We start from the raw sequence: 26,023 nt of genomic DNA, 5'->3' as shown, positions 1-26,023 counted from the left end.
CACCCGCTGGATAGTCAACGTTTTTGTCAACAATCTCATCGACAATCCAGGGAGGACGGCTCTCGCGCGCACCGCTCAGTGGCTTCCGCGCACCGCTCAGCCGACCGGCGGAGTCCCGTGCGTATGGAAGGACTCGATGGTCTTCAGGCCCCAGGCCTGCCCCTTCTTCCGCTCCTCCTCGGTCCAGGTGATCAGCGGCCAGTCGGGCGCCAGGACGAGCCGTGTGAGCGGGTTGCACAGCTCGATACGGTTGCCGCCGGGCTCGTAGACGTAGAGGAAGAACGTCTGCTGGATGGCGTGCTTGTGCGGGCCCGTCTCGATGAACACACCGGTGTCGATGGCGAGATCGGCCGCGCGCAGGATGTCCTCGCGGGTGTCGGTCGCGAAGGCGATGTGGTGCAGCCGGCCGGTCGAACCGGTCCAGTCCTCGGTGTAGACGACGTCGTACGACTTGTTCGTGTACGTCAGCCAACGCGCCGCGATCCGCCCGCTGTTGAGCCGGATCTGCTCCGTCGGCCTTGCGCCCAGCACCTGTTGCTGGAACTCGGCGCTCGAAAGCACGTCCGCGGCAAGGAAGTTGATGTGGTCCAACCGCCGTACGCCGACGCCCTTGTTGGGCTTGGCCTGTGGCTGGTTCTTCAGTGCGGGCTTCAGCTCGTCGGGGGCCTGGTAGTACTCGCTCTCCCAGTACAGGGCGTGCTCGTGGCCGTCCGGGTCGGTGGTGACGTAGAGCTTGCCGAGGCCGGGCTCGTCCTCGACCCACCTGCCGGTGCCGCCCGCCTCCTCGATCGCCTTGATACGGCGCTGGAGGGCCTCCTCGCTGGAGGTGCGCAGGGCGAGCCGGCCGAGGCCGGGCTGTTCGCGGGCGGTGAGGACCAGGCTGTGGTGCTCGTAGTCGTCGTAGGTCCGGAGGTGGACGGTGTCGCCGTCCTGGCCGTTCACGGTGAGGCCCAGGTAGTCGGTGAAGAAGGCGACACTGGCGTCCAGGTCCGGGGTGAAGAGCTGGGCGTGGCCGATATGGGCGATGTCACCGAGCGGCGGAGCCATCGTTGCCTCCAAGGGGGCGTGCGGGTGCGGGAGTCGGAGCGGTGTCGGTCGGTTCGATGTCGGCGGGCCGGGGGAAGACCGTGCCGTCGAAGATCTTGCGTGCGGTGCGGACGACCGCGGTTCTGCGGACCACGGGAGCGGAGCCCGCGGATCCGGCGTCCACGCTAGTTTCGATGTCTAGGAATCCGCTGGGATGCTCGATGCGAATTCGGTCACTTTGTGCGGGTACCTCCGCGATGCCCTCCCCCACCCCGCCGGGGACAAGGAGCCCCGCCGCCACGCTCGCGGCGCCCAGGACACCGATGGAGGTGTGGCAGCGCACCGGGATGAAGGTGCGGGTCATCACCGCGCCGCCGTCCGCGGGCGGTGCGAGCAGGCTGAGCTTGGGGATCGTGGTGTGCTCGACGTCACCGAGGCCCATCAGCTTTCCGGCGGCCAGGCGGATCTCCCGTAGGCGGGCGGCGAGAGTGGCGTTCTCCTCCAGGTCGGCGGGCGTCTCGTACCCCGTGACGTCCAGTGCGGCGGCCGGGATCAGGACGACCGGCATGCCGTTGTCGACGCATGTCACCTCGGTGCCGGCGATCACGTCGCGGACACGGCCGGTCGGCAGCAGCGGGTTCGCGCCCTGCGGGAATTCGATCACCACCGGTGCCGCGGTGCCGGGGACGCCGGAGATCTCCGCGGTGCCGGTGTAGTCGACCCGCCCGCCCGGAGTCGGGAAGCTGGCGATCGCCAGTTCCCCGGTGTTGAGCATCCGGATGCGGACGGAGGTCTCGCCGTCATCGGGGGCCACGAGCCCCCGCTCCACGGCGAACGGGCCTATTCCGGCGAGAATGTTGCCGCAGTTCTGACGGTCCGTCACCTCAGGGCGGTCGACGGCGACTTGCAGGAACAGGTAGTCGACGTCGGCCTCGGGGTCGGTCGAGGCGGAGACCACGCCGACCTTGCTGGTGAGCGGGTGGGCGCCGCCCAGGCCGTCGATCTGGCGCGGGTCGGGGCTGCCCATGACGCGCAGCAGCAGGTCGTCGCGTTCGGCCGGGTCGGCGGGGAGGTCCTCGGCCAGGAAGTAGGCGCCCTTGGAGGTGCCGCCGCGCATCAGCATGCAGCGGACCTCCGAGGGCCCTGTCACGACCCGGCTCCGGTGTACTCCTCGTACGACTGGTACTCGACGCCGAGTCGCTTGAGGGTGTCGCGCAATCCGTAGCGGTCCAGGCCGAGTTGGCCCGCCAGGAAGGCGGCGCGAGTGGCGGCCTCCTTGGCCTCGCGGGCCTCGGACCTCTCGGCGGTCTCGCGTGCCTTCTCGCGCGGGACGACCACCACGCCGTCGTCGTCGGCGACGATCACGTCACCGGGGCGGACGACCTGGCCGTCGATGGCGATGGGCACGTTGACCGAGCCGCCGGTGGCCTTGACGGTGCCCTGGGAGGAGACGGCGCGGGACCAGGCGGCGAAGCCCATGTCGCGCAGTTCCTGGGTGTCGCGGATGCCGGTGTTGAGGACGACTCCGCGCACCCCGCGCTTCTGGAGCGCGGTGGCGAAGAGCTCGCCGAACAGGCCGTCCGTGCACGGGGAGGTGGTGGTGACGACCAGGATGTCGCCCTCGCCGCACTGCTCGACGGCCGCGTGGATCATGAGGTTGTCGCCGGGCCAGCTGAGCACGGTCACGGCGGTGCCCGCGACCCGAACTCCCTGCTGGACAGGGCGAATCGACGGCCCGAGCAGGCCCGTACGCCCCATGGCCTCGCTGACGGTGGCCACGCCGAAGGCGGCCAGCGCCTCGACGTCCTTCGCGTCCGCCTTCGGGGGGTTGGTGACGATCACGCCGCCCATGGTTATGCCAGCTCCTTCGCGATCTGCGGGTACGGGCGCATGAACGCCTCGGCCATCGTCTTGTGGGCGAGGCCCAGGTTCGGGCCGGCGTTGCGCTTGAGCTGGACGCCTCGGCGTACGGCCAGGTCGGTGTAGTAGTCCCACAGGTGCTGCTGGGCGCCGAGGCACTCCATCGCCTTGCGCTTGGTGTCCCAGACCTCGGTGATGTCGAGGAGGACCTCGGGCTTGAAGCCGCTCATCTCGGGCTGGTGCGGCTCGAAGTAGAAGACCGGCGGGGCGCCGATGATCTCGCCCTCGCCGGGATAGCCGATGGCCTGCGCGAGGACGCGGGCCTCCAGCGCCATCCGGTTGGCGGCCGGGTGGTCGCCGTTGTACGGGTCCTCGGTGGGGTGGGTGAGCACGACGTCGGGCTGCGTGGCCCGGTAGACCTCGACGAGCTTGTCGGTCAACTCGGCGGTGGCGACCAGGGGATAGTCGCCCGCGTCGAAGAAACGGACCTCGGCGCCGAGGGCGGCCGCGGCACGCTCGGCCTCGTCCCGGCGTATCGCCTTGATCTCGTCCAGCTTCTTGCCCTCGCGCCAGGCCTTCGCGGACTCACCGCGCTCGCCGAAGGTCAGACAGGCGATGGTGACCTTCTCGCCGCGGGCGGCGGACAGGGCGATGGCTCCGCCCGCCCGCCAGACGAAGTCCCCGGCATGCGCCGTGACGACGAGTGTCGATCGTGGGGTGGCGGGCGCGTTGCCGTGCGTCATGACTCGAATCTCCTTGATGGACAGGTGTGCGCCCGCCCCCGGTGTGCCGCTGCGCCGCGCGTCAGTCGCGCAACGCCTCGATCACACTGGTGAGATGGGCGCGGACGGCCGCCTCGGCCGCCTGGGGGTCCCTGGCCGTGATCGCCTCGATCATCGCCAGATGCTGACTCAGGGACTGCTGCGGACGCCCCGGTCGCAGCGCCAACTGGAAGCGGTGACGCACCAGTTGGGCGTTGAGCCGCTCCAGCAGGGCCACGGCCGTCTGCTGGCCGGAGAACTCCCGTACCTTGTAGTGGAGTTCGCTGTTGAGCTCGGAGTAGGTCACCGGCTCGCCGTCGGCCACGGCCTTGGTCATGGCCCGGCCCAGATCCGTCAGTTCGGTCAGCTGCTCGTCGCTGGCCGCGACGGCCGCCTTGGCCGCGCACAGTCCCTCCAGGACCATGCGGCACTCGGTGATGGCGACCGCTTCCTCCACGGTCACCACCCGCACCCGGGAACCCCGGTTGCGGATCCGCTCCACCAGCCCCTCGGCCGCCAGATCGATCAGCGCCGCCCGGATGCTGGCCCGCGTCACATCGAACTGCTCGGCGAGTTCGTTCTCCACCAACCGCTGCGCCGGTGCCATGTCGCCCTGCAGGATCGCCTGCCGCAGCTGCGTGAGCGCATGCTGCTTGGCCTGCTCCCCGGTGCTCGGACGGGCTTCTTTCGGCATCGTTGCCCTCCCTGAGTGAGTGCCTGTCGAACCTAAATCTAGCCAAACAAGATTGTCAACAATTTTGTCCGCCGTATTGCACGCATGCTTCCGCCCATACTTACCGCAGACACGCCACTGCCCGCCCATGGACCGGCCATGGACGGGCAGTGGACAGCGTATTTCTACGACCTTCTCATGCTTGCCTACGGCTCGTGCCGGCCGCAGCTCATCGACTTGTCGTCCTTCGTCTCGCACCACTCCTGGTAGCCCGAGGTGAAGGAGCCGGCCCACTTGTAGTGGTCGTCGGGCAGCTTGTCGGGCGTGTAGGCGCGGTAGTTGGCCGCGTCCTTCTTGTCGCCCGAGCCGTCGTAGGCGACGAGTTGCGGGTACGGGTAGACGGGCCGCGTGTACTCGACGGTGGGCGCGGTGCTGTCGGCACTCGCGGAAGCCTTCGCACCTCCCCCTCCGAGCCGACCGCCCGCCGGTCCCCCGGGCTCGTCGCCGCCGCTGGTCTTGGACGCGATGACGGCGCCGGGGGTCCTGCCGGTCTCCCGCCAGGAGATCAGCCGGCTCAGCAGGTCGAAGCTGTCGGGCCCGTCACCGCCTCCGCAGTGGTTGACGCCGGGGAACAGATACAGGCGGTAGAAGTCGTCGGCCTTGTCCTGTCCCATGGTGTCGATCACGGCCTGGCGGTAGGCGCGGGTGCCGGTGGGCGGGATGTTGGGGTCGGTCAGCCCGTGCCACTGGATCAACTTGCCGCCCGCCTCATGGAACTTGGTGAGGTCGGGGTCGGTGGCGTCGTAGATCCCGGAGACCTCGCGCTGGTAGGCCTTGAAGGTGTCTACGGTGAACAGGGACGCGTCGAGCCTCAGCGTGGGATCGGCCTCCCACTTCCCGACCCAGCGCAGGAATCCGAGCCCGATCCCGTACAGCTGCACCGAACTCTGCCCCTGGCCGGCCCTGGGGATGAACAGCCCCTCCCAGGCGGCCTCGGAACCGTAGGGCTGGCCACCCGTGTAGAGATGGGTGCCGTCCGGAGCGGTCGCACCCGCGTAGGCCTTGCGTACGACGTCGACCTGTTCGGAGGTGAGACAGCTCGAAGTGTCTTTGTTGTCGGCGCACTTGAGGCTCGCCGGGTCGAAGGTGCAGGTCGCCGGGTCCTGGATGAGGTCGTTGTTCAACTTGGGGTCGGCGCACTTCGCCATGACGGCCTTGTGCAGCGTGCCGAGCTTCGAGGCGGGCAGGATCGTCGAGCCGTCCGCGCGGAAGTCGATCGTGGAGAGGTAGGCCTCCTGCATCGCGTTGAGCGCGGTCTGGTTGAAGGCCGGGGCGCCGACCAGGGCGGCACTGAAGTCGCGGGGGTAGCGCTGCACCTCCATCAGCGTCTCGCGACCGCCGTCCGAGCAGCCGTCGTAGTAGGAGTACGTCGGCTCGGCGCCGTAGAACGCCTTGGTGATCGCCTTGGCGGCGGTCGCGAAGGCGTGCTCGGATCGGTAGCCGAAGTCCACCTTGAGCTGGGGGTTCGTCGCCCAGACCTCGGCGGAGCCGCCGCCCGTGCCGGAGGTGGAGACGTGGCCCTGGTTGTCCTGGCCGAGGGCGAAGGAGCCGTCGGTGACGGGGGCGCAGCCGGTGGAGGCGGCGGGCTGGGCGCTGACGCCGACCATGCCGCAGTAGCCGCCGCAGCCCTCCTGGAGGTAGCGCTGCCGGTACGTCTTGGTCGGCAGCCGCAGTTCGTACTGGATCTGCGGGGCGACGGTGCCCTTGACGTCGCAGTACTCGTACGCGTTCGAGCCGCTCTTGGCCACCACGCTCGCGGAGGCGACGGAGGTCGCCGCGTCGTCGAGCGTGCCGAAGTCCTTCCGCAGCAGGTCGGTGCAGGAGATCTTCGGTCGGGTGACCGGTAGGTTCTTGCCCACGTCACCACTCGCGGTGGGACTGGTGGACACCTTCGTGACGCTCGCGCTCGCGTCGGCGTCCGCCGAGAACGTGTCGGGCAGCAGCGCGAGGCCGGTGACGAGGGCCGCGACGACGACGGCCACCAGGATGACGATCCTCGTCCGCTTCGACGAATGGGCATGACCAGGGCTCATGCTGTCAGCGTCGAGTCGGCCCCCGGCGGAGGCCACCGCCGTGGGCCACCCGGGTGACAGGCTCAGGCCTCGCGGTAGAGCGCGGTGAGCAGTTCCAGTACGGCCTGGGTGGCGGGGTGCGGGTCGTCCTTCCACCAGGCGAGCCGTACGGCGATGGGCTCGCCGTCGCGCACCGGGCGGTAGACGACTCCGGGCCTCGGGTACTGGTTGGCGGTCGACTCCGCGGTCATGCCGACGCTGCGGCCGGTGGCGATGACGGTGAGCCAGTCGTCCACGTCGTGGGTGTCCTCGGTGGCCGGGCGGGAGTCGGGCGGCCACAGATCGGCGGTCGTGGTACCGGTCCGGCGGTCGACGAGGAGGGTACGCCCCGCGAGGTCGGCCAGCCGGACCGAGCGGCGCCGGGCGAGCGGGTCGTCGGAGGCCATCGCGCACAGCCGCCGCTCCAGCCCGACGATGGCCGACTCGAACCGCCGGTCGTCCAACGGCCTGCGGACCACGGCGAGTTCGCAGGTGCCCTCCCCGAGACCGGAAGTGGCCGAGTTGACGCGGACCAGGTGCAGGTCGGTCTCCGGGTGCGCCCGGCTCCAGCGGCGCTGGAAGGGCAGCGTGTGCCGGCCGAGCGCCGACCAGGCGTAGCCGATGCGCAGATGGGCGTGGCCCGAGGTGGCCTCACGGACCAGGTCGTCGACCTCGGCGAGCACCCGCCGGGCGTGCGCGACCACCCGCAGCCCGGTGCTCGTCGGGGTCACCGATCGGGAGGTGCGCCGCAACAGCCGTACGCCCAGGGTCTGTTCGAGCGAGGCGAGGGTGCGGGAGACGGCGGCCTGGGAGACGCCGAGCACGGCGGCGGCGTCGGTGAAGGTGCCCTCGTCGACGATCGCGACGAGACACCGCAGCTGCCTCAGCTCCGTATCCATGACTCAAGCGTATAGATCGTCCCGCTGTTGCATTTTGCGCAAGTGTCAAACGGGCGCACGATCGGAGCATGCCTGAAGTCGCCCCCGCGCGCGCCGCCGCCTCAACTCCCCTGCCCGCCAAGGACCTTGACACCCCGCAGCCGTCGCGGGTGGGCCTCGTCGGGGTCGCCACCATGGCCGGGAGCGGGCTGTCCAACCAGCTCGGCGCGGCGATCGGTTCCCTCGCCTTCCCGGTCATCGGGCCGGTGGGGGTCGTCGCGGTGCGCCAGTACGTCGCCGCCACCGTCCTGTTCGCCGTGGGCAGGCCCCGGTTGCGGGAGTTCAGTCGGCGGCAGTGGTGGCCGGTGCTGCTGCTGGCCGTGGTGTTCGGGACGATGAACCTGTCCCTGTACACCGCCATCGACCGGGTCGGCCTCGGTCTGGCGGTGACGCTGGAGTTCCTGGGTCCGCTGTCCATCGCGCTGGCCGCGACCCGGCGCCGCGTGGACGCCTGTTGTGCGGTGATCGCGGTGGCGGGCGTGGTGACACTGATGCGGCCGCGCCCCTCGGCCGACTACCTGGGCATGGGGCTCGGGCTGCTGGCCGCCGTGTGCTGGGCGTCGTACATCCTGCTCAACCGGACCGTCGGCAGGCGCATACCCGGAGCGCAGGGGTCGGCCGCGGCGGCCGGGGTGTCCGCGCTGATGTTCCTGCCGGTCGGGATCGTCGTCGCGGTCCGGCAGCCGCCGACCCTCACTGCGGCCGCGTGCGCGGTGGCGGCCGGGGTGCTGTCGTCGGCGGTGCCGTATCTGGCCGATCTGTTCACGCTGCGCCGGGTGCCGGCTCCGGCCTTCGGGCTGTTCATGAGCGTCAATCCCGTGCTCGCCGCCGTGGTCGGGTGGATCGGCCTCGGGCAGCGGCTGGGCTGGGCGGAGTGGGCGGGCATCGGTGCCGTCGTGGCCGCGAACGCGCTGAGCATTCTCACCACTCGGGACTGAGACTCCCGCCCCTCCGCCGTCACGTCACTCGGCGAGGATGTCGCCCATGTCGCTGTTCTCCCGCCAGTCCTTGAGCAGTGCGTGGAACTCGATGGGTCCGCCACCGTACGACTCGCTGCGCTCGGAGGGCTTGCCCTCGTTGTTGTAGTAGCCGGGCGTGCACTCGGCGAGGAACGCGTAGGTGTCCTGCGCCTTTTCGCGGATCGTGGCGATCCACGCCGTCTCCGCGTCGGCGGTCGGCTCGACGTACCGGGCCTGGCGCTTGCGGGCCTCGGTGACGACCCCGGCGACATGTGCGGCGCGTTCGTCGAGGATGTGGACCATGTTCACGGCGGAGGCGCTCTGGATCGAGTTGAACTGGAACAGGTTCGGGAAGCCGTGCACGGTCACCCCGTGCAGCGTCCGTGGCCCGTCCGCCCAGCTCTCCGCGAGGGTCACCCCGCCCCGGCCCCGGATGTCGATCCCCATGCGCTGGGCGGACCCGACGCTGAGGTCGAAGCCGGTGGCGAAGATCAGGCAGTCCACCTCGTGCGCCACGCCGCCCACCACGACCGCGTTCTCGGTGACCTTCTCGACACCGCCCTGGTCGGCCGTGTCGACGAGCGTGACGTTGGGCCGGTTGAAGGTCTGGAGGTAACTGTCGCTGAACGTCGGCCTCTTGCACATGTACCGGTACCAGGGCTTGAGCGCCTCGGCGGTCGCCGGGTCCTCGACGAGCGCGTCCACCCGGGCGCGCAGCTCGTTCATCTTCCGGAAGTCGGCGACCTCGGCCGTGTCCGCCGAGCCCGTTTCACCGCTGCCCGACAGAAACGTCCGCAGCAGCGCGGCACTTGTGGTCCAGCCGTCGTCGATCAGGTCCTCGGCCGCACCTCCACCGGCCACGTGAGCGAGGAAGTTGTCCCTACGACGCTGCTGCCAGCCGGGGGTGAGCGTCCGGGCGAACTCCGGATCTGTGCGCCGGTTGCCGCGTACGTCGACGGAGGACGGGGTGCGCTGGAACACGTACAACTGCTGGGCGTCGCGCCCGAGATGGGGCACCACCTGGATCGCGGTCGCGCCGGTGCCGATGAGTCCGACCCGCTTGTCGGCGAGGCCGGTCAGGCCGCCGTCCGCGTCGCCGCCGGTGTAGCCGTAGTCCCAGCGGCTGGTGTGGAAGGTGTGACCCCGGAAGGTCTCCATCCCCGGGATGCCGGGCAGCTTCGGACGGCTGAGGGTGCCGAGCGCGACGATCACGTACCGGGCCCTGATGCGGTCGCCCCGATCGGTCGCGACGAGCCACTCCGACTCACCCTCGTCCCAGGCGAGTTCGGTGACCTGGGTCTGGAAGCAGGCGTCCCGGTAGAGGTCGAAGTGGCGGCCGATCGCCCGCGCGTGCTGGCGGATCTCCTCCCCCGGCGCGTACTTCCACCCGGGGACCTGGCCGACCTCCTCCAGCAGCGGCATGTAGATGTAGGACTCGATGTCGCAGTGGATGCCGGGGTAGCGGTTCCAGTACCAAGTGCCCCCGAAATCACCGCCCTTCTCGATCACCCGGATGTCCTGGACGCCGGCCTGGCGCAGCCGTGCGGCGGCGAGCAGACCGCCGAATCCGCCGCCGACGATCGCGACCTCGACCCGGTCGTCGAGCGGTTCGCGGGTGAGGCCGGTGTCGGCGTAGGGGTCGTCCGCGTAGTAGCCGAACTCGCCGGTGGCGCCCAGGTATTGGGCGCTGCCGTCCGGCCGGATACGCCGGTCGCGCTCGGCCCGGTACTTGGCGCGCAGCGCCTCCGGGTCGAAGCCGGGGTCGGTGTGGGGGGTGACGGACATGCTGGTCCTCTCAGTCGTCGAGGGGTGCGATGCGGTACGACGGGGCCGGACGCCGGTGTCCGTGGGGTGACCGGCGTCCGGGCGGGACGGTCAGTGCCGCATGTGCCGTCGGACCCAGGCGGCCTGTCCGCCGTCGACGAGCAGGTCGGTGCCGGTGATGAACTGGGCCTGCGGGCCGGTGAGGAAGGCCACCGCGTCGGCGATCTCGCCGGGTGTCCCGGTGCGGCGCGCTCCGCAGTCGTCGATCATCTTGAGCATGTGCCCGCCGTGCGGCGACTCGGCCTCGGCCTTCGACATCGCGGTCGAGATGACGCCGGGGCTCACGGTGTTGATGCGGGCGCCGCGCAGGTTCCAGGCGAGCGCGGCGGCCTCCACGCGCACGTGGTTGGCGCGCTTGGCGACCATGTAGGCGCGCAGCGAGTCGTCGCCCACGGCGGTGACGACGGGCAGGGAGAGCAGTTCCTCCGCCGGTGCGGTCGCCAGAGCGGCTTCGTCCTCGGGGCTGAGCGAGGCGTAGTGCCCGGCCATGCTGGAGACGGCGACGAGCGCGGTACCGCGGCCCGCCACCGCCTCAAAGGCGTCGATCACGTGGACCGTGCCCAGCAGGTCGACCTCCAGGACCGTCCGCGCCGAGGCGATCGAGGCGGAGACCCCGGCCGTGTGCGCCACGGCGACGACCCGGCCCTCGCCGGCCGCAGTCTGGGCCAGCTTGTCCACGGCCGCACGGTCGGAGATGTCGGTGAGGACGCCGTGTGCCGCGTAGCCCTCGGCGGTCAACGCGGCCACGGTGCGGTCGAGTTGGCCGCGTGAGGCGTCGGCGAGGAACAGGGTGCGGCCGCTGCCGATACGGCGTGCGATCGCCGTCCCCATGCCTCCGGCACCGGTGACCACGACGACGTCGCGGGGTTCCTCAGACGGTCGTTGCGCCATGGACGGCCTCCTGCCAACTCGCTCCTGCCACGATGGCCTGTCGCCATACGCGGATCGCCTTGGGCGGCATGCCGACCGCGAGGGCGCCGGTGAGCCGGTCGCCGGTGCGGTAGGCGGCCACGAACCGCCGCTCGCCCAAGTCCCCGTCCACCACGGCGACTTCGTCGTGGCCGCGCAGATAGCCGTAGGCCTGGATCTTCATGTCGTACTGGTCGGACCAGAAGTACGGCACCGGCGAGAACGCCTTGCGCGCCTCCGGGTTGAGGAGGTTGCGCGCGGCGGCCATGCCCTGTTCGGCCGCGTTGGTGCGGTGCTCGATGCGCATCGAGGTGCCGAAGAGCGGGTTGTACCAGCGGGCGACGTCACCGGCCGCGTAGACGTTCTTGGCGGCCTCGCAGTACTCGTCGCACACCACGCCGTCGCCGACGGAGAGTCCGCTGTCGGCAAGCCACTCGGTGTTGGGCAGTGAGCCGATCGCGACGAGCACCTCGTCGGCCTCGATCTCCTCGCCGGTCCCGAGCCGTACGCCTTCGTCGGTCACCTCGGTGACGGAGACTCCGGTGCGCAGCTTCACGCCGTGGTCCACGTGCGCCTGCGCCAGCACCTGCCCGACCTGCTCGCCGACGGCGTGCGCCAGCGGCACGGGGGCCGGTTCCAGCAGGGTGACCTCGGCGCCCAGCCGCCAGGCCACGGCGGCGGCCTCCGCGCCGAGGAACCCGGCGCCGACCACCACCAACTTCCGCCCAGGACTGAGCCGTTCGCGCAGTGTGAGCGCGTCGTCGAGCGTGCGCAGCACATGCGCACCCTCGCCCGGCAGCCTGCGCGGACGCACCCCGGTGGCGATGACGAGCCGGTCGTACGACACCTGCGCGCCGTCCGACAGCCACACCTCCTGCGCGGCGAGGTCGAGCGCGGTCGCGGCGACCCCGAGCCGCAGGTCGAGGTCGAGCCCGCTCAGGTCGGCCGGGGTCCGCAGAGCCACCCGGTCGGGTTCCCACTCGGCGGCGAGGACCTGCTTGGAGAGCGGCGGCCGGTCGTAGGGCGCGTGCGGTTCCTCCCCTACGAGGGTGAGCGTGCCGGTGTAGCCCTCGCGGCGGAGAGTCTCGGCCGCCGCGAGTCCGGCGGCCGAGGCTCCGACGACGACGATCCGTGTCACTGCTCCACCAGTCGGATGGCCGCGGCCGGGCAGACCGCCACGGCTTCCCTTACGTCGTCGAGGAGTTCGGTGCCGGGCTGCTCCTCCAGGAGGATCGCCACGCCGTCGTCGTCACGCTGGTCGAAGACGTCGGGGGCGGCGACCACGCACTGCCCGGAGGCGACGCATTTCGGTTCGTCGAGTTCGACCTTCATGGCTGTGTCCTCTGCTCTCTGTTCGTTCGTGTTCGTTCGTAAGGGGGTGGTCACCAGGTGACGGGCAGACAGGCCACGCCGTAGGTCGTGCCGGTGCGGTCGAAGGCCAACTGCTCGACGGGGGCGGCCAGTCGGAGGGTCGGGATGCGGCGGTAGAGGGTGCCGTAGACGACCTGGAGTTCGAGGCGGGCGAGGTTCTGGCCGAGGCACTGGTGGGGGCCGTAGCCGAAGCCCTGGTGCTGGCGGGCGGGCCGGGTGATGTCGAGGCGGTCGGCCTCGGGGAACGCCTCGGGGTCCCAGTTCGCGGCGTGCAGGTCGAAGATCATGCCCTCGCCGGCGCGGATGGTGACGCCGCCGATCTCGATGTCCTCCTTGGCGACGCGGCGGACGCCGGTCTGCACGATGGTGAGGTAGCGGAGCAGTTCGTCGACCGCGCCGCCGATGACCTTCGGGTCGTCCGTGTCGCGCACCAGGGCGAGTTGGTCGGGGTTCTGGAGCAGGGCGAGCGTGCCGAGGCTGATCATCGTGGCGGTGGTCTCGTGCCCGGCGATGAGCATGGCGACGCCCATGTGGACGGCCTCGGTGCGGGTCATCTCGCCGTTGTTGACGCGCCCGGCCATCTCGGACAGGACGCCCTCGGCCGGGTTCTCCAGCCTCAGCCCGATGAGCTTGTCCAGGTAGGCGCCCAGCGCGCCGCTCGCCGCCCGCGCCTCCTCGGGGGTCGAGGCGCTGTCGAGCGAGATGCTGCTGTTGTGCTGGAAGAAGTCGTGGTCCTCGTACGGCACTCCGAGCAGTTCGGCGATGACCAGTGAGGGGACGGGCAGGGCGAGCGCGGTGAGCAGGTCGGCCGGGTTGGGGCCGGCCAGCATGTCGTCGATCAGCTCGTCGACGATCTTCTGGATGGGGGCCCGCATGGCCTCGATCCGCTTGACGACGAACGGCGCGTTGACCGTGCGGCGCAGCCGGGTGTGCTCGGGCGCGTCGGTGTTGGTGATCATCCGCGGGGTGTGCGGGGCGATGTCGGCGCGGTGCGCGTTGACGTAGGGGAAGCCGGCTTCCAGGTCGTCGTCGCTGACGCGGGGGTCGGTGAGCAGGGCGCGCTGGTCGGCGTGGCGGGTGATCAGCCAGGGCGTGGTGCCGTTCCAGATGCGGACCCGGCTGATCGGTTTCCCGTCGCGCAGTCCGTGCACGGCGGGCGGCGGGGCGAGGGGGCAGCGCGCGTCCCGCTGCATCGGGTATTCGGGGACCGCCGCCGCCGTGTCGGGCGCGGTGTCGGTCAGGGTGTCGGCCATGTCTCTCCTCGGTGGTGGGGGGCTCCGTGTGGGGGCGGAGCGCCGGGGTACTGGGATCGAGGCCTCGATGAGCACATGCAAACAGAGCGGGCTGACGCCTTCCGGTCAGTTTCCTGACAACAACCTGACGTGGCCCAGATCACATGTCGACGCTGTTGCCATGAACCGGACAGAGATGCCATGGAGGGTCAACTCAGCTGAATTGCATGGGAGTTGACTGGACGTGATGCGACGACATCGACTCGCGAACGTAACGAAAAACGGGCGGCACCACGTCACCGTGACACCGCCCGACACCCCGGCTTCACAGGGTGTCCATATTTGCTCCGCGCATCCCGTGCAATTCCCCCGGCAGGGCCCTCACCGCTCGTCGGCCGACCGCCCGAGCCAGTAGCCGAAACCCCGGCGCGTGTGGATCAGGGGCGCACCCTCCTGGTCAACCTTGCGGCGGAGGCGGGAGACGAGCTGCTCCATCGCGTTGTCGCCGCGGAAGTCGCCCCAGACGTAGCGGCTGATCTGCTCCTTGGACAGCACCTTGTGCGCGTTGACGAGGAGGTGGCGCAGCAGCCGGTACTCCGCGGGCGTGAGATCGAGGGTACGTCGACCGCGCCGCGCCTGGCAGGTGGTGTCGTCCAGGACGAGGTCGGCGTAGTGCAGCGCGCCGTCGCGTCCGCCGCCCCGGCCGCGCAGTAACACCTGGATGCGGGCGAGGACTTCGGCGATCCGGAAGGGCTTGGTGACGTAGTCCCGCTCCCCCGCGCCCAGTTCGGGCAGCAGCTTGTCGAGGGCGTCCCAGCCGGTGAGCAGGAGGACGGGCGGGCGGTGCGTGACGAGCCGGCGGCCCTGCGCGAGGGCGTCCATCTCGGGCAACTCCGCGTCTATGACGACCAGTTCGAACCGCTGCTCCGCGAGCCGGGACACCACCTCGGTGCCGTTGCCGGCCGTCCTGATGTGGTAGCCCGCCAACTCCAGTGTCGTGGAGAGGAGTTCGGCGTTGTCCGGCTCGTCCACGGCGACGAGCAGATGCTGCCCGCCACCGCGGGCGAGTGATCGTGTCTCACTGATGCTGTCGTACGTGGACATGAGCGTCACCCTACCGTCCTGCTTGCCTGACTCAAGCAATATACATTCGATTGCTTGACTCAAGTAAGTCAGATACGCTTGCCTAACTCAAGGAAGCCCGCCCCGAGCGCGGGCCGACAGGAGTCGGGAGCACAGCTGAGCCCTCGCTCACCAGAGCCGGGGCCGTCTTGAGCGGAAGGCGGCCCCCGCGCCGAACCCGTGGGGACGGGGGTCGGCGCCGTCCCGGACCCGGTCGCCGGCCACTCCCCCCGGATCGGCGCCGGGTCCGCGGACGAACCCTCTCCCCCACCTCGGGACGACCGCGGCGGACGCGCGCAGAACCAAGGAGTACGCCATGCACGGCATCGGTCTTGACGGGCGCAGTGTCGTCGTCACCGGGGCGGGGTCCGGGATCGGGCGGGCCGCCGCGCTGCGGTTCGCGCTCGCGGGTGCCGAGGTCGTGGTGGCGGACCAGGACCGGGTGGGCGCCGAGCGGACGGTCAAGGAGATCGAGCACGACGGCGGTTCCGCCGTGCGTGTCGTCGGTGATCTGAGCGAGCGAGCGGTAGTGGACGAGGTCGTCGCCACCGCCGTCGACGCGTTCGGCGGGCTGGACGTGCTGATCAACAACGCCGGGATCACGGACCGGATGTCGGCCCTCGCGGACACCGGCGACGCCGAGTGGGAGCGGGTCGTACGGATCAATCTGACGGCACCCTTCCTGCTGACCCGGGCCGCGCTGCCGCACATGCTGGCCGCCGGGCGGGGCACGATCGTCTTCACCGCCGCCGAGGCCGGCCTGCGCGGCAGCGCGGCGGGCGCCGCCTGCACCGCCGCCAAGCACGGGATCGTGGGCCTGGTGAGGTCTCTCGCCGTGACGTACCGGGGGCGGGGAATCCGCGTGAACGCGATCGCCCCCGGGGCCACCGCGACGGGCATCACCTACGACGTCGACGCGCGGGCCCACGGCCCCGGGGTGATCGGCCCCGGGCTCGTGGACTCCGACCGGATCGCCTTCCCGGAGGAGCAGGCGGCGGCGCTCGTCTTCCTGGCCTCCGACGCCGCCCGGCACATCAACGGAGCCGTGCTGCCCGTCGACGACGGCCGGTGCGCCGTATGACCGGCGCGCCGGGCCATCACCTCGGTCGGGTCAGGACGGCCCGACTGTCACCACGCGACGGGCAGTTCGTGGACGCCGTAGACGGAGCCGTCGTGTTTGAACGGGATCCTGTCGAGGTCGGTGGCCCTGCGGAGGGTGGGGATGCGGCGGTACAACGTGCTGTAGACGACCTGGAGTTCCATCCTGGCCAGCGGCTGGCCCAGGCACTGGTGGACGCCGAAGCCGAAGGCGACGTGGCGGCGGGCCTCGGGCCTGGTGAGGTCGAGGCGGTCGGGGTCGGTGAAGGCGTCGGGGTCCCGGTTGGCGATGTCGTTGGGCAGGATGATGCCCTCGCCCGCGCGGATCGTCTCGCCCGCGAACTCGATGTCCTCCAGGGCCACTCGGCGCCGTCCGTTGTGCGGGATGTTGAGGTACCGCAGGAGTTCCTCGACCGCCGAGACGACCAGCTTGGGATCGTCCGTGTCCCGCAACAGGGCGAGCTGGTCGGGGTGTTCGAGCAGGGCGAGGGTGCCAAGGGCGATCATGTTGGCGGTCGTCTCATGCCCGGCCACCAGGAGCAGCACGCCCATGCGGGCCGCCTCCGAGCTGGTCAGCTCGCCCGACTCGATCCGCGCGACCAGCCCGGACAGCAGATCCTGGGCGGGGTTGGTCGCCTTCGTGCCCAACAGGCCGTCGAGGTACTCGATCAGCCGTGCGCTGGCGGCCATCCGCTCCTCGGTGGACGCGTCCCGCCTGATGAGGGTGCTGCTGTTCTCCTGGAAGAAGTCGTGGTCGCCGTACGGCACTCCGAGCAGTTCACAGATCACCAGCGAGGGCACGGGCAGCGCGAACGCCTGGACCAGATCAACCGGGTTGGGGCCGGCCAGCAGGTCGTCGATCAGGTTGTCCACGATCTTCTGGACGGCGGGGCGCAGGGCGTCCATCCGTTTGATGGCGAACGGCGCGGTGACCATCCGGCGCAGCCGGGCGTGCTCGGGGTCGTCCATGAGGATGAAACTGGCGGTGTTCTCGCCGGTGAACGCGATCTGGCCCGGGTAGCCGGGCCGGGTGACGTCGGCGCTGACCCTCGGGTCCAGGAGCAGCGTGCGCTGGTCGGCGTACCGGGTCACCAGCCAGGGGGTGCTGCCGTCCCACAGGCGGACCCGGGTGAGCGGTCGCTCCTGCTGTTCGGCGCGCAGCCGGGGCGGCGGGTCGAAGGGACAGGCCGCGGCCCTGGGCATCGGGAACGGGGCGATGTCGGTGGGGAGTTGGTCGACAGCGTTCGGTGTGGGGGGCATCGGTTCACCGCTTCTCTGCTCGTACGGTCGGGTGGTTCGGGTGGGGGGTCAGGTGGCGGGGGCCTGCAACAGGCCGACGATCGCGTCGACGAGGCCGGTGGCGGCGTCATGCCAACTCGCCCTGGGCGTAGGGGTGTTCTCGGCGAGGGCACGCTCGCGTTCGGCGCAGGCGTGGAGGATCAAGTGGCGTGCCATGGAGGCGCGTTCGGCGCGCACCTCGTCGGGCAGCCGGGGCAGGCACCGCCACAGTCCGTCGACGAGCTGCCGCAGGGACGGGGAGTTGAGGGACTCCTCGACCATGATCCGGTGGAGGGCGGGGTCGGTCATGACCTGGGCACAGAACCGGGCGTGCCAGGTGGGGCTGCCGAGGGCCGCCAGATGCTCGGTGTTCGGGCGGACCAGACAGGACACCCAGTCCCGTACGTCCGCGGAGTCACCGATCTCGGCGAGCAGGCGGACCCGGTTCCCCTCGACCCGTTCGGCGTGCTTGCGGGCGATGGCCCGTACCAGGTCGGCCTTGGTGCCGAAGTGGTAGCCGACGGCCGCGTTGTTGCCCTGGCCGGCGGCTTCGCTGACCCGGCGGTTGGAGACGGCGTGGACGCCGAGTTCGGCGAACAACCGCTCCGCCGTCGTGAGGATCAACTCCCGGGTACCGGCGACCACTTCGGTCCGCACTGTCGTCCCGTCCGCCATCGCGGCCACCGCCGTTCTCCTGGACACGCGCCCCAGACAACCGGAATCCCTCATTCAGGTCAAGCAACTGACTTAAACAACGTCGCGTTCCGGCCACACAGACCCCGACGCGGACAGCGGCTTCACGGGTGCCGCCCACCGGCTCATGTGCGGTTTCCTCCCGATCGAGCAGACTTGGATCTTGGCTGACGTGTTGCCTCGACGATTCCTCCGCCCGCTCCCCCGCGCCCGGACGGATGCGCCTAACCTGATCTTCATGCGCGCAACCGTGCGGGAGGCCGCCCGGGCGACAGTCCAGCTGGTCGTCTCCGCCGCGATGGCCTTCGGGTCGTACATCTTCATCACCGTGCTGCTGCTCACCGCGGTGGCCACGGCCGCCGTGGTCGGCGCGTTCATGCTGCCCGAGACGGTGCTGCTGATACGGCGGATCGCCGGGGCCAAGCGGCAGCAGGCGGGCGCCTGGACGGGCCGGAAGATCCCCGAGGCGTACCAGCCGCTCACCGGCACCGTGCGGGAGCGGGTGCGCACGGCGGTCCGCGACCCGGGCACGCTGACCGACTTCCGTTGGATGGTCGCCTACTACGCCTACGGCACGCTGCCCGTGCTGATGCTGCCGTTGTGGCCGCTGGGACTGGTCGTCGACGGGGTGTGGTGCGGGCTGCTGCGCCGCCGGGCCGTCGTCCTGCCGTTGATCAGCCGGCTCGCGGATCTCGACGCGTACTGGTCCACCGTCCTGCTGAAGCCCTCACCCAAGGCCCAACTGGCCGTCAGGGTGGAGGAGTTGGTGCAGACCCGGGCGGGCGCGATCGCCGCACACGGCGCCGAGCTGCGTCGGATCGAACGCGACCTGCACGACGGCACCCAGGCCCGGCTGGTCTCGCTGTCGATGCGGATCGGGCTCGCCAAACGGGCCTACGACCAGGACCCGGCGGCGGCGCGCAGGATGCTCGACGACGCGCAGACGCTGGCCGAGGAGGCGTTGACGGATCTGCGGCACGTGGTGCGCGCGATCCATCCGCCGATCCTCACCGACCGCGGCCTGGTCGGCGCGGTGCGCGCGCTCGCCGCCAGCAGCGCGCTGACCGTCACCGTGACCGTGGACGGGCTGACCGACGGGCACGACGGGCCGCGCGCGCCCGCGGCGGTGGAGGCGGCCGCGTACTTCGTGATCGCCGAGTCGCTGACCAACGCGGCCAAGTACAGCGGCGCCGACCGCGCCGACGTCCACCTCGCCCGCGCCCGCACCGGACTGCGCGTCCGGGTGCGCGACGAGGGCCGGGGCGGAGCCGACGAAGCGGGCGGAACGGGGCTGCTGGGCATGCGGCGCCGGGTCGCCGCGCTCGACGGCGGTGTGACTGTGACCAGCCCCGTGGGGGGACCTACCGTGATCGAAGTGGAGCTGCCGTGCGTCTGGTGAGTGTGGTTGAGGCGGAACTGTCGTGAGAGTGGTGCTCGCCGAGGACAACGCCCTGCTCAGGGAGGGGCTGGTCCTGCTGCTGACATCGGCAGGCCACGAGGTGGTGGCCGTCGCGGGCAGCGGGCCCGAGGTGCTGCCCGCGCTGCTCGAACACCGGCCGGACGTGGCCGTGCTGGATGTGCGGATGCCGCCCGGTTTCCGCGACGAGGGTCTGCGGGCCGCGTTGGAGGCACGGGAGAAGATCCCGGGGCTGCCGGTGCTGGTGCTGTCGCAGTACGTCGAGGAGTCGTACGCCGCCGAGCTGTTGGGCGTCGGGGCGAGCGGGGTCGGCTATCTGCTCAAGGACCGGATCGGCCGCGTGGACGAGTTCCTCGACGCGCTGGACCGGGTGGCGGCCGGCGGTACGGCGCTCGACCCCGAGGTGGTGACCGAGCTGCTCACCCGGCGCCGCAACTCACCGCTGGACTCGCTGACCCCGCGCGAGCGCGAGGTGCTGAAGCTGATGGCGGAGGGGCACGACAACACGACGATCGCCAAGACCCTGGTCGTCACGGAACGCGCTGTCAGCAAGCACATCGGCAATGTGTTCCTGAAGCTGAGCCTGCCGCAGAGCGACAGCGGGCACCGCCGGGTGCTGGCGGTACTGGCCTACCTCCAGAACGTGTGACGCACGGGCCGCCGCTCTTCGCACCCGGGGATGACACGGGCGGCGGCACGTAGGCACACCCGGCGCCCCTCGCGCCGAACCGCCCCCGTTCAGGCGAACCCACCCCGAAACACGCGTGCCACCGCCCAAGCCCGTCGACACCTCTGCCGTGACCCCGCCACCACCCCTCCCCCGCATCCCGCCCATGCTCGCCACCCCCGGCCCCCTCCCGCCGACCGCACAGGACGCCCAGTGGGCCTACGAGACCAAACAGGACGGCCAGCGCGTACTCGTCCACCTCCCCGGCGACGGCAGCGTCCTCCTGCGCGCCCGCTCCGGCGAGGACATCACCGCCGCCTACCCCGAACTACTCGCCCTGGCCCGGGAGTTGGGCACCACCCCGGCCATCCTCGACGGCGAGGTGCTCGCCCTGGATCAACAAGGCCGCGCCGACTTCCAGTTGCTCCAGGGCCGGATGGGCCTGGCCGGGTCACCGGCGCAGGCGGCGCGCCGAGCCGCCGAAACACCTGTCCATCTCGTGCTGTTCGACATCCCCCACCTCGGACAACCGCTCCTCACCCTCCCCTACGCCCATCGACGCACCACGCTGGAGCACCTCGACCTCGACGGCCCTTACTGGTCAACTCCCGCCGCCCTCACCGGACATGGCGCAGAAGCCCTGCGGGCCACCCGCGAGCACGGACTGGAAGGCCTGGTCTGCAAGCGGCTGGACTCGGTGTACGAACCCGGGGTCCGTTCCCGCGCCTGGATCAAGATCCGCAACCTGCGCAGCGAGGACGTGCTGGTCGGCGGCTGGGTGCCGGGCAAGGGGCGCCTGACAGGCCTGCCCGGCGCGGTGCTGGTGGGGCAGCGAGCGGGCGGCCGGCTGCGGTACGTCGGCAATGTCGGCACCGGCTGGAGCGAGGCCGAGCGTGCCGAACTCGCCGTACTCCTGCGGGCGGCCGGGACCGACACATGCCCCTTCGACCCCGTACCGCGGGTGGCCGGCGCGCGTTGGGTGGTGCCCCGGCTGGTCGGCGAGGTCCGCTACAGCACCCGTACCCGGGCCGGGATGCTGCGCCAGCCGTCCTGGCTGCGGCTGCGCCCGGACCTCGCGCCGGAGGAGTCGGCGGCGGATCTGCCCGAGCGTCAATGAAGTTGCGTAGATCAAGTATTGGGTCGCCCGTTACCGAAGTGACACCCCACCCCCTTGGCGCGTACATGGAAAGTCGGCACCATGAAAGCCCTTTCCCCCCAGAGCCGTTGGGCTGCACCCAAGAGGAGGACGCAGTGTCGTCCCAGAAGTCCCGCACCCGTCGTGGCAGGTGGCTCGTCGGCCTCGGCGGTGCCGCCGCGCTCGTCATCGCCTTCCCCTCCGCGGCCTTCGCCGCCCCGCCCACGGCGCTGCCCGCGAACGCCGAAGCCGCCGAACAGACGTATCTGCCCGCCTTCGACTACGACACGGACGGCTGCTACCCGACGCCCGCGATCGGCCCCGACGGGACGATCAACGGCGGCCTGAACCCGACGGGTTCGCTCAGCGGCGAGTGCCACGACGCCTCGGACCTCGACAACACCAACAGCTACTCGCGCTACAAGTGCAACAACGGCTGGTGCGCGTACATGTACGGCCTCTACTTCGAGAAGGACCAGGCCGTCGCCAACAGCAGCATCGGCGGACATCGCAACGACTGGGAACACGTCGTGGTGTGGGTGCAGAACGGCACGATCCAGTACGTCTCGACGTCCAACCACGGTTCGTTCACCGTGCACGCGGCGTCCGACGTCCGCTTCGACGGCACGCACGCCAAGATCGTCTACCACAAGGACGGCATCGGCACGCACGACTTCCGGCTGGGGAACGCGAACGACGAGCCTCCGGAGAACGACAAGCACACCTGGCAGTACCCGCCGCTCGTCGGCTGGAACGGCTACCCGGCGGGCCTGCGCGACAAGTTGAGCGCGTACGACTTCGGCAGTGCCAACTTCGGTCTCAAGGACGCGAACTTCGTGGCCCACCTGACGTCGGCCAAACCGTCCGGAATCACGTTCGACCCGGCCGCCTGACCGAACCGTCCAGGGGGCACCATCGTTCTCAGGGCTCCCGGAGTCATCTCGACCCCGGGAGCCCGAGAGGACGGAACGTGGCAGCTGAACGCGGGATCTCGCGGCGGGCTCTCCTGATCGCGCTGGGCATCGCCGGGGCGACGGCGGTCCCGGCGGGTGCGCAGGGCCCGGCTCCCGGGAACGGATACACCATGCCCACCCTCGCCTTCGACGACCAGGCCGTCCAACGCCGCCTCGGCACCGTCTACGCCTCGGCGCTCAGATCCGTCTCCGGCGCCAACACCATCGGCGCCGACCGCTCGGTGTACGACCGTTCCGGCCTGCTGTCCTATCCGCCCGGCACCGTCGTCCGGGCGGGCGGCGGGTATCCCTCGCCGCAGCGGTGGACGCGGGACGCGGCCGTCAACGCGTGGAGCGGGGTGAGTCTGCTGGCACCGGACGTCGGCCGCAACACGCTGTGGTCCGTGGTCGACCGCACGCGGGACGGCCTCGTGGTCCAGCAGGACAACCAGTGGTGGGACCAGATCGTGTGGGTCCTGGCCGCGCACCACCACTACCTGGTCACCGGCGACCGCGACTTCCTCACCCGGGCCTACGACACGTCCGCGCACACCCTCGCGGCCCGCCGCGCCCAACACTTCAACTCGTCGTTCGGCCTCTTCGAGGGCCCCGGCTTCATGAACGACGGCATCTCCGGCTACCCCAGCCCGCCCGCCTCGACATCCGTGCACTCGTCCTTCGTCCTGGACCATCCACACGCCGACAAGCTGATGTGCCTGTCGACCAACTCCCTCTACTACGGCGCCCAACTCGCCCTCGCCGCCATGTCCGAGGCTCTCGGCCACCCCGTGCAGGCCGCCTCGTTCCGCTCGGACGCGGAGCATCTGCGCACGGCGATCGACAAGCACCTGTGGCGCGCGGACGCCGGCACCTACGCCTATCTCGTGCACGGCGAGGGCACGCGTGCCGGGCACGTCGACACGTCGCAGGAGGGCGCGGGCCTGGCCCTCGCGATCCTCCTCGGCGTCGCCGACCCCGAACGCGCCGTCCGGATCCTCGACTCCACGCACTGGCAGCCGTACGGCATCGTCAACGTCTGGCCGCACTTCCCGCGCTTCGACGACGGGCACCCCGGACGGCACAACGTGATGGTCTGGCCGATGGTCCACGGGCTGTACGGCCAGGCCGCCGCCGACGCGGGCCGCGCCGAACCGTTCGCCCTCGCCGTCGACACCCTCGCGGACCTGGTCACGGCGAGCGGCGGCTTCTACGAGCTGTACAACTCCGTTTCCGGGGCGGTGGACGGCGGCTGGCAGGGCGACGCGAGCGGGCACGCCGACCACTTCGTCTCCCAGCCCGACCAGACCTGGTCGGCGACGGCGTACCTCCGCCTGATCCACGACGGCCTGTTCGGGCTGACCTTCACGGACGACTCCCTACGGCTGAGCCCGTGCCTGCCGGCGAACTGGGGGGCGGTGAGTCTGCGTGGGCTGCCGTATCGGGGGATGTCGGTCGATGTGACGCTGAGCGGGGGTGGGAGCCGGGTGAAGTCGTGCACGGTGGACGGGGCTTCGGGTTCGCCGGTCGTGGCTGCGGGTGGGCGGGGGCGTCGGGTGATCTCGATCGTGCTGGCGGAGTGAGCGATCCGCTGGTCGGGGGGGGGGTGATGTGCGGCTCCGCCGCGGGGCCTTGATGGGTAGTCGTTCGGCTGCCGCGCCGTCGTGGCTGGTCGCGCAGTTCCCCGCGCCCCTTTAAGACCAGGGTGCTTTCGAGGTGCGGGCGGCTTCGCCCAGCCCCGCCTGCGTAGCTGGTCGCGCCTGCGCGGCGGAGCCGCATATCGACACGGCCCAGCGCCGCTTTTAGATCAGGGGGTTGCCGAAGCGCGGCCGGCTTCGCCCCGCAAAACGACACAACCCCGAGCCCGGCCCGCTTCGGTCCTCGGGACTAGGTCCGGAGGTGGGCGGGTCTTCCGCCTTCGGGCCGTTCTGCGGACGCAGCCCCGCGCCTAGCGTGCTGGGTATGGATACGAGCGGAACGTTGGAAGAGGCATTCGGGCGGCTGCACTCCACCGGGCCCGAGCGGGAGGGGTGGCTCAGTAATCACGCGCCGATGGTTGCCGAGGCGCTTGCCGCGCGTGGGCAGGCGGGGGCCGTTCATCGTTGGCTCGATCTCTATCGGGACAAGCTGGAGGAGTTTCCCGAGCCGGTGGCCGCTGTCACGGACGCCAACTGGGCTGCCGCGCTGGGGGATTCGCGTCGGGCCGCCGACTGGATCGGCTACTTCTCCCGGGCTCTCGGCGAGCGGCCCTGGCGGGATGTGCTCGGCGGGTGGTGGCCGCGGCTGCTGCCCGGGATCGCCGCGGGCGCCACCCATCCGGTCATCCGCGTCGGGCATGCCGTACGCGCCCTTGGTGTGGAGGAGAACGAGCCTCGGCTTACCGAACTCGCCCACGGGCTGGGGTATTGGGCGGCGCGGCATCAACCCGTGGACGGCATCGCGGAGTTGGCCGGCAGTCACAGCGCGGCCAGTGCCCTTGACTCCGTGCCGCCCATCTCGGGAGGCGTGGTCGGGTTCCGGGCGCGGCTTGCCGCCGTGCGGCAACTGCCCGGTTGGGCGGGCGAGGTGAGCGATCCGGACGTGGCGCGGGAGCGGCTCGGTGAGCTGGTGCGCGCGGCCACACATCGTTACGCGACCCACGGGCACGGTGAGCCGACCATGCTGGTGCATGCGGCTACCGCGCCCAACGCCGTGCTGCGTGCCCTGGACGCGCTCCCTCGTGAGCTGTGGGTACCGAGTCTGCACGCGGCGTGGACGGCGTCCGCTGCCGTCACCGCGATGTACGCCCCGGAGGAGGCGATCGACTTCGTTCCGCACGTGCGGCTTACGGCCGAAGAGGTGATGGAGCGGGCCCTGGAGCATGGGGACGAGCACGTGATCAAGTTGACGGACACGGCCCTGGATGTCGGGGACGAGCGGGCTCTCGCCGCCGCGCTGCGGGCCGTGGAGATCAGTGAGCCCCTTGTGCGGGGGCGGGCCTGATCCTGTTGCCAGGTGCGCCCATCGGTCAACGGCGGCATGCCGGACGGTCTATCGTGTCCGCATGTCCGTGCCCGAACTGATCCGTATCGTCTCCCGCGACTCGCCCATGGCGCTGGCCCAAGTGGAGCGTGTGCGCGCCGAGTTGGCCCTCCTTCATCCGCAGGTGCGCACCGAGGTCGTGCCGGTCAAGACGACCGGCGACAAGTGGATGGGCGATCTGGCCCTGGTCGAGGGCAAGGGGGCGTTCACCAAGGAGGTGGACGCCGCACTGCTCGCCGGGGTGGCGGATCTCGCGGTGCACTGCGTGAAGGACGTGCCCGCCGACCGTCCGCTGCCGGCCGGTACGACGTTCGCCGCGTTCCTGAAGCGGGACGACATCCGCGACGCCCTGGTCCACCCGGGCGGGCTGACCCTCGACGAGTTGCCGCCGGGTACCCGGATCGGCACCTCGTCGGTCCGGCGGGTCGCGCAACTCGCCGCCACGCACCCGGAGTTGGAGTGCGTACCGTTCCGCGGCAACGTGAACCGGCGGCTGGAGAAGCTCGCGGCGGGCGAGGCCGACGCGCTGCTGGTCGCGATGTCCGGCCTGCACCGCATCGACCGGCTCGACGTGATCAGCGAGGTGCTGTCCCCCGAGGTGATGATGCCGCCGATCGGCGCGGGCATCCTCGCCCTGCAGTGCCGTGAGGGCGACACCGAGGTCATCGACACGGTCAGCGGGCTCGGTCACCCGGAGACGCATCGGGAGGCGACCGCGGAGCGCATGTTCCTGCACGTCCTCCAGGGGCACTGCAACAGCCCGATCTCCGGGTACGCGCAGGTCGACCGGAGCGGTGAACTGTCGCTGCGCGCCTGTGTGTTCACCCCGGACGGCAAGACCCGGCTCAACGCGCACGAGTGGGCGGGCCGACTGGACCCGGCGACGCTCGGCACATCGGTGGCCGTGGCGCTGCTGCGGCAGGGTGCCCGGGAGATCATCGACGGCATCCCACACTGACCCGGGAGTCTCAGGGGGGC

24 protein-coding genes are annotated in these 26,023 nt (G+C 70.7%); 9 read left to right on the top strand and 15 right to left on the bottom strand.

Annotation, left to right across the window (positions count from 1 at the left end; all coding sequences use genetic code 11):
- Window positions 1-96: 96 nt before the first annotated feature.
- The 7 genes from OG194_RS44930 to OG194_RS44900 all read right to left on the bottom strand — a co-directional run bounded on the left by OG194_RS44930 (window position 97) and on the right by OG194_RS44900 (window position 7,330).
- A complete protein-coding gene (locus OG194_RS44930) occupies window positions 97-1,047 on the bottom strand; it encodes a catechol 2,3-dioxygenase (protein ID WP_327406487.1) in 951 nt (316 codons plus the stop codon).
- A complete protein-coding gene (locus OG194_RS44925) occupies window positions 1,028-2,176 on the bottom strand; it encodes a 4-oxalomesaconate tautomerase (protein ID WP_327406486.1) in 1,149 nt (382 codons plus the stop codon). The genes OG194_RS44930 and OG194_RS44925 overlap by 20 nt, the downstream gene beginning before the upstream one ends.
- Window positions 2,173-2,877 carry a 4-carboxy-4-hydroxy-2-oxoadipate aldolase/oxaloacetate decarboxylase gene (locus OG194_RS44920; RefSeq protein WP_327406485.1) on the bottom strand — a complete coding sequence of 235 codons (705 nt, stop codon included), beginning with the start codon at window positions 2,875-2,877 and terminating at the stop codon, window positions 2,173-2,175. The genes OG194_RS44925 and OG194_RS44920 overlap by 4 nt, the downstream gene beginning before the upstream one ends.
- A 2-nt stretch (window positions 2,878-2,879) precedes the next feature.
- Window positions 2,880-3,629: a PIG-L deacetylase family protein gene (locus OG194_RS44915; RefSeq protein WP_327406484.1), complete on the bottom strand. Its 750-nt coding sequence runs from the start codon at window positions 3,627-3,629 to the stop codon at window positions 2,880-2,882.
- Window positions 3,630-3,690: 61 nt separating this feature from the next.
- The gene (locus OG194_RS44910; protein WP_327406483.1) at window positions 3,691-4,341 is read right to left on the bottom strand and encodes a GntR family transcriptional regulator; all 651 of its coding nucleotides are present in this window, start codon (window positions 4,339-4,341) and stop codon (window positions 3,691-3,693) included.
- A 185-nt stretch (window positions 4,342-4,526) separates the two neighbouring features.
- Window positions 4,527-6,413 (bottom strand): tannase/feruloyl esterase family alpha/beta hydrolase, encoded by a 1,887-nt coding sequence (locus OG194_RS44905; RefSeq protein ID WP_327406482.1) that lies wholly within the window; start codon window positions 6,411-6,413, stop codon window positions 4,527-4,529.
- 62 nt (window positions 6,414-6,475) lie between these two features.
- Window positions 6,476-7,330, bottom strand: a complete 855-nt coding sequence (locus OG194_RS44900) for a LysR family transcriptional regulator (protein WP_327406481.1) — start codon at window positions 7,328-7,330, stop codon at window positions 6,476-6,478.
- A 173-nt stretch (window positions 7,331-7,503) separates the two neighbouring features.
- Here OG194_RS44900 and OG194_RS44895 point away from each other — a divergent pair, with 173 nt between their 5' ends.
- Window positions 7,504-8,307 carry an EamA family transporter gene (locus OG194_RS44895; protein ID WP_327407411.1) on the top strand — a complete coding sequence of 268 codons (804 nt, stop codon included), beginning with the start codon at window positions 7,504-7,506 and terminating at the stop codon, window positions 8,305-8,307.
- Between the two features lie 24 nt (window positions 8,308-8,331).
- Here OG194_RS44895 and OG194_RS44890 read toward each other — a convergent pair whose 3' ends face one another.
- The 6 genes from OG194_RS44890 to OG194_RS44865 form a co-directional block, all read right to left on the bottom strand.
- Entirely contained in the window at window positions 8,332-10,113 is a 1,782-nt protein-coding gene (locus tag OG194_RS44890) for a flavin-containing monooxygenase (RefSeq protein WP_327406480.1), read from the bottom strand.
- A 90-nt stretch (window positions 10,114-10,203) separates the two neighbouring features.
- The gene (locus OG194_RS44885; protein WP_327406479.1) at window positions 10,204-11,043 is read right to left on the bottom strand and encodes an SDR family oxidoreductase; all 840 of its coding nucleotides are present in this window, start codon (window positions 11,041-11,043) and stop codon (window positions 10,204-10,206) included.
- Entirely contained in the window at window positions 11,024-12,199 is a 1,176-nt protein-coding gene (locus OG194_RS44880) for an NAD(P)/FAD-dependent oxidoreductase (protein WP_327406478.1), read from the bottom strand. The genes OG194_RS44885 and OG194_RS44880 overlap by 20 nt, the downstream gene beginning before the upstream one ends.
- Complete coding sequence (locus tag OG194_RS44875) at window positions 12,196-12,393, bottom strand: ferredoxin (protein ID WP_327406477.1); 198 nt, start codon at window positions 12,391-12,393, stop codon at window positions 12,196-12,198. The genes OG194_RS44880 and OG194_RS44875 overlap by 4 nt, the downstream gene beginning before the upstream one ends.
- 50 nt (window positions 12,394-12,443) lie before the next feature.
- Entirely contained in the window at window positions 12,444-13,685 is a 1,242-nt protein-coding gene (locus OG194_RS44870; protein WP_327406476.1) for a cytochrome P450, read from the bottom strand.
- Between the two features lie 360 nt (window positions 13,686-14,045).
- Complete coding sequence (locus tag OG194_RS44865) at window positions 14,046-14,768, bottom strand: response regulator transcription factor (RefSeq protein ID WP_327406475.1); 723 nt, start codon at window positions 14,766-14,768, stop codon at window positions 14,046-14,048.
- A 334-nt stretch (window positions 14,769-15,102) separates the two neighbouring features.
- Here OG194_RS44865 and OG194_RS44860 point away from each other — a divergent pair, with 334 nt between their 5' ends.
- A complete protein-coding gene (locus OG194_RS44860) occupies window positions 15,103-15,867 on the top strand; it encodes an SDR family NAD(P)-dependent oxidoreductase (protein ID WP_327406474.1) in 765 nt (254 codons plus the stop codon).
- Window positions 15,868-15,914: 47 nt separating this feature from the next.
- On the opposite strand, the gene OG194_RS44855 is transcribed toward OG194_RS44860, so the two are convergent.
- A complete protein-coding gene (locus OG194_RS44855; protein ID WP_327406473.1) occupies window positions 15,915-17,144 on the bottom strand; it encodes a cytochrome P450 in 1,230 nt (409 codons plus the stop codon).
- A 48-nt stretch (window positions 17,145-17,192) separates the two neighbouring features.
- Window positions 17,193-17,837, bottom strand: a complete 645-nt coding sequence (locus OG194_RS44850) for a TetR/AcrR family transcriptional regulator (RefSeq protein ID WP_327407410.1) — start codon at window positions 17,835-17,837, stop codon at window positions 17,193-17,195.
- 256 nt (window positions 17,838-18,093) lie between these two features.
- Between OG194_RS44850 and OG194_RS44845 the strand changes: the two genes are divergently transcribed.
- The 7 genes from OG194_RS44845 to hemC all read left to right on the top strand — a co-directional run bounded on the left by OG194_RS44845 (window position 18,094) and on the right by hemC (window position 26,003).
- Entirely contained in the window at window positions 18,094-19,254 is a 1,161-nt protein-coding gene (locus OG194_RS44845; protein ID WP_327406472.1) for a sensor histidine kinase, read from the top strand.
- A 22-nt stretch (window positions 19,255-19,276) separates the two neighbouring features.
- Window positions 19,277-19,921 carry a response regulator transcription factor gene (locus tag OG194_RS44840; protein ID WP_327406471.1) on the top strand — a complete coding sequence of 215 codons (645 nt, stop codon included), beginning with the start codon at window positions 19,277-19,279 and terminating at the stop codon, window positions 19,919-19,921.
- 184 nt (window positions 19,922-20,105) lie between these two features.
- A complete protein-coding gene (locus OG194_RS44835) occupies window positions 20,106-21,056 on the top strand; it encodes an ATP-dependent DNA ligase (RefSeq protein ID WP_327406470.1) in 951 nt (316 codons plus the stop codon).
- Window positions 21,057-21,190: 134 nt separating this feature from the next.
- The gene (locus OG194_RS44830) at window positions 21,191-21,967 is read left to right on the top strand and encodes an NPP1 family protein (protein ID WP_327406469.1); all 777 of its coding nucleotides are present in this window, start codon (window positions 21,191-21,193) and stop codon (window positions 21,965-21,967) included.
- Between the two features lie 77 nt (window positions 21,968-22,044).
- Window positions 22,045-23,607, top strand: a complete 1,563-nt coding sequence (locus OG194_RS44825) for an MGH1-like glycoside hydrolase domain-containing protein (protein WP_327406468.1) — start codon at window positions 22,045-22,047, stop codon at window positions 23,605-23,607.
- A 379-nt stretch (window positions 23,608-23,986) separates the two neighbouring features.
- Window positions 23,987-25,006 (top strand): questin oxidase family protein, encoded by a 1,020-nt coding sequence (locus OG194_RS44820; protein WP_327406467.1) that lies wholly within the window; start codon window positions 23,987-23,989, stop codon window positions 25,004-25,006.
- A gap of 61 nt (window positions 25,007-25,067) precedes the next feature.
- Window positions 25,068-26,003 carry a hydroxymethylbilane synthase gene (gene hemC, locus OG194_RS44815; protein WP_327406466.1) on the top strand — a complete coding sequence of 312 codons (936 nt, stop codon included), beginning with the start codon at window positions 25,068-25,070 and terminating at the stop codon, window positions 26,001-26,003.
- Window positions 26,004-26,023: the final 20 nt, after the last annotated feature.

Source organism: Streptomyces sp. NBC_01288 (assembly GCF_035982055.1).
Lineage (GTDB): Bacteria > Actinomycetota > Actinomycetes > Streptomycetales > Streptomycetaceae > Streptomyces.
The sequence above is the reverse complement of the archived record's forward strand: the minus strand, read 5'-3'. Positions and strand labels throughout refer to the sequence as shown.

What these genes read in the sequence shown, in the direction of transcription:
- OG194_RS44895 (WP_327407411.1), top strand. Translation starts at nt 7,504, where the DNA reads ATGGCCGGGAGCGGGCTGTCCAACCAGCTCGGCGCGGCGATCGGTTCC.
- OG194_RS44870 (WP_327406476.1), bottom strand. Translation starts at nt 13,685, where the DNA reads ATGGCCGACACCCTGACCGACACCGCGCCCGACACGGCGGCGGCGGTC.
- OG194_RS44890 (WP_327406480.1), bottom strand. Translation starts at nt 10,113, where the DNA reads ATGTCCGTCACCCCCCACACCGACCCCGGCTTCGACCCGGAGGCGCTG.
- OG194_RS44915 (WP_327406484.1), bottom strand. Translation starts at nt 3,629, where the DNA reads ATGACGCACGGCAACGCGCCCGCCACCCCACGATCGACACTCGTCGTC.
- OG194_RS44920 (WP_327406485.1), bottom strand. Translation starts at nt 2,877, where the DNA reads ATGGGCGGCGTGATCGTCACCAACCCCCCGAAGGCGGACGCGAAGGAC.
- OG194_RS44930 (WP_327406487.1), bottom strand. Translation starts at nt 1,047, where the DNA reads ATGGCTCCGCCGCTCGGTGACATCGCCCATATCGGCCACGCCCAGCTC.
- OG194_RS44820 (WP_327406467.1), top strand. Translation starts at nt 23,987, where the DNA reads ATGGATACGAGCGGAACGTTGGAAGAGGCATTCGGGCGGCTGCACTCC.
- OG194_RS44865 (WP_327406475.1), bottom strand. Translation starts at nt 14,768, where the DNA reads ATGTCCACGTACGACAGCATCAGTGAGACACGATCACTCGCCCGCGGT.
- hemC (WP_327406466.1), top strand. Translation starts at nt 25,068, where the DNA reads ATGTCCGTGCCCGAACTGATCCGTATCGTCTCCCGCGACTCGCCCATG.
- OG194_RS44910 (WP_327406483.1), bottom strand. Translation starts at nt 4,341, where the DNA reads ATGCCGAAAGAAGCCCGTCCGAGCACCGGGGAGCAGGCCAAGCAGCAT.
- OG194_RS44860 (WP_327406474.1), top strand. Translation starts at nt 15,103, where the DNA reads ATGCACGGCATCGGTCTTGACGGGCGCAGTGTCGTCGTCACCGGGGCG.
- OG194_RS44850 (WP_327407410.1), bottom strand. Translation starts at nt 17,837, where the DNA reads ATGGCGGACGGGACGACAGTGCGGACCGAAGTGGTCGCCGGTACCCGG.
- OG194_RS44905 (WP_327406482.1), bottom strand. Translation starts at nt 6,413, where the DNA reads ATGAGCCCTGGTCATGCCCATTCGTCGAAGCGGACGAGGATCGTCATC.
- OG194_RS44900 (WP_327406481.1), bottom strand. Translation starts at nt 7,330, where the DNA reads ATGGATACGGAGCTGAGGCAGCTGCGGTGTCTCGTCGCGATCGTCGAC.
- OG194_RS44855 (WP_327406473.1), bottom strand. Translation starts at nt 17,144, where the DNA reads ATGCCCCCCACACCGAACGCTGTCGACCAACTCCCCACCGACATCGCC.
- OG194_RS44875 (WP_327406477.1), bottom strand. Translation starts at nt 12,393, where the DNA reads ATGAAGGTCGAACTCGACGAACCGAAATGCGTCGCCTCCGGGCAGTGC.
- OG194_RS44885 (WP_327406479.1), bottom strand. Translation starts at nt 11,043, where the DNA reads ATGGCGCAACGACCGTCTGAGGAACCCCGCGACGTCGTCGTGGTCACC.
- OG194_RS44835 (WP_327406470.1), top strand. Translation starts at nt 20,106, where the DNA reads ATGCTCGCCACCCCCGGCCCCCTCCCGCCGACCGCACAGGACGCCCAG.
- OG194_RS44845 (WP_327406472.1), top strand. Translation starts at nt 18,094, where the DNA reads ATGCGCGCAACCGTGCGGGAGGCCGCCCGGGCGACAGTCCAGCTGGTC.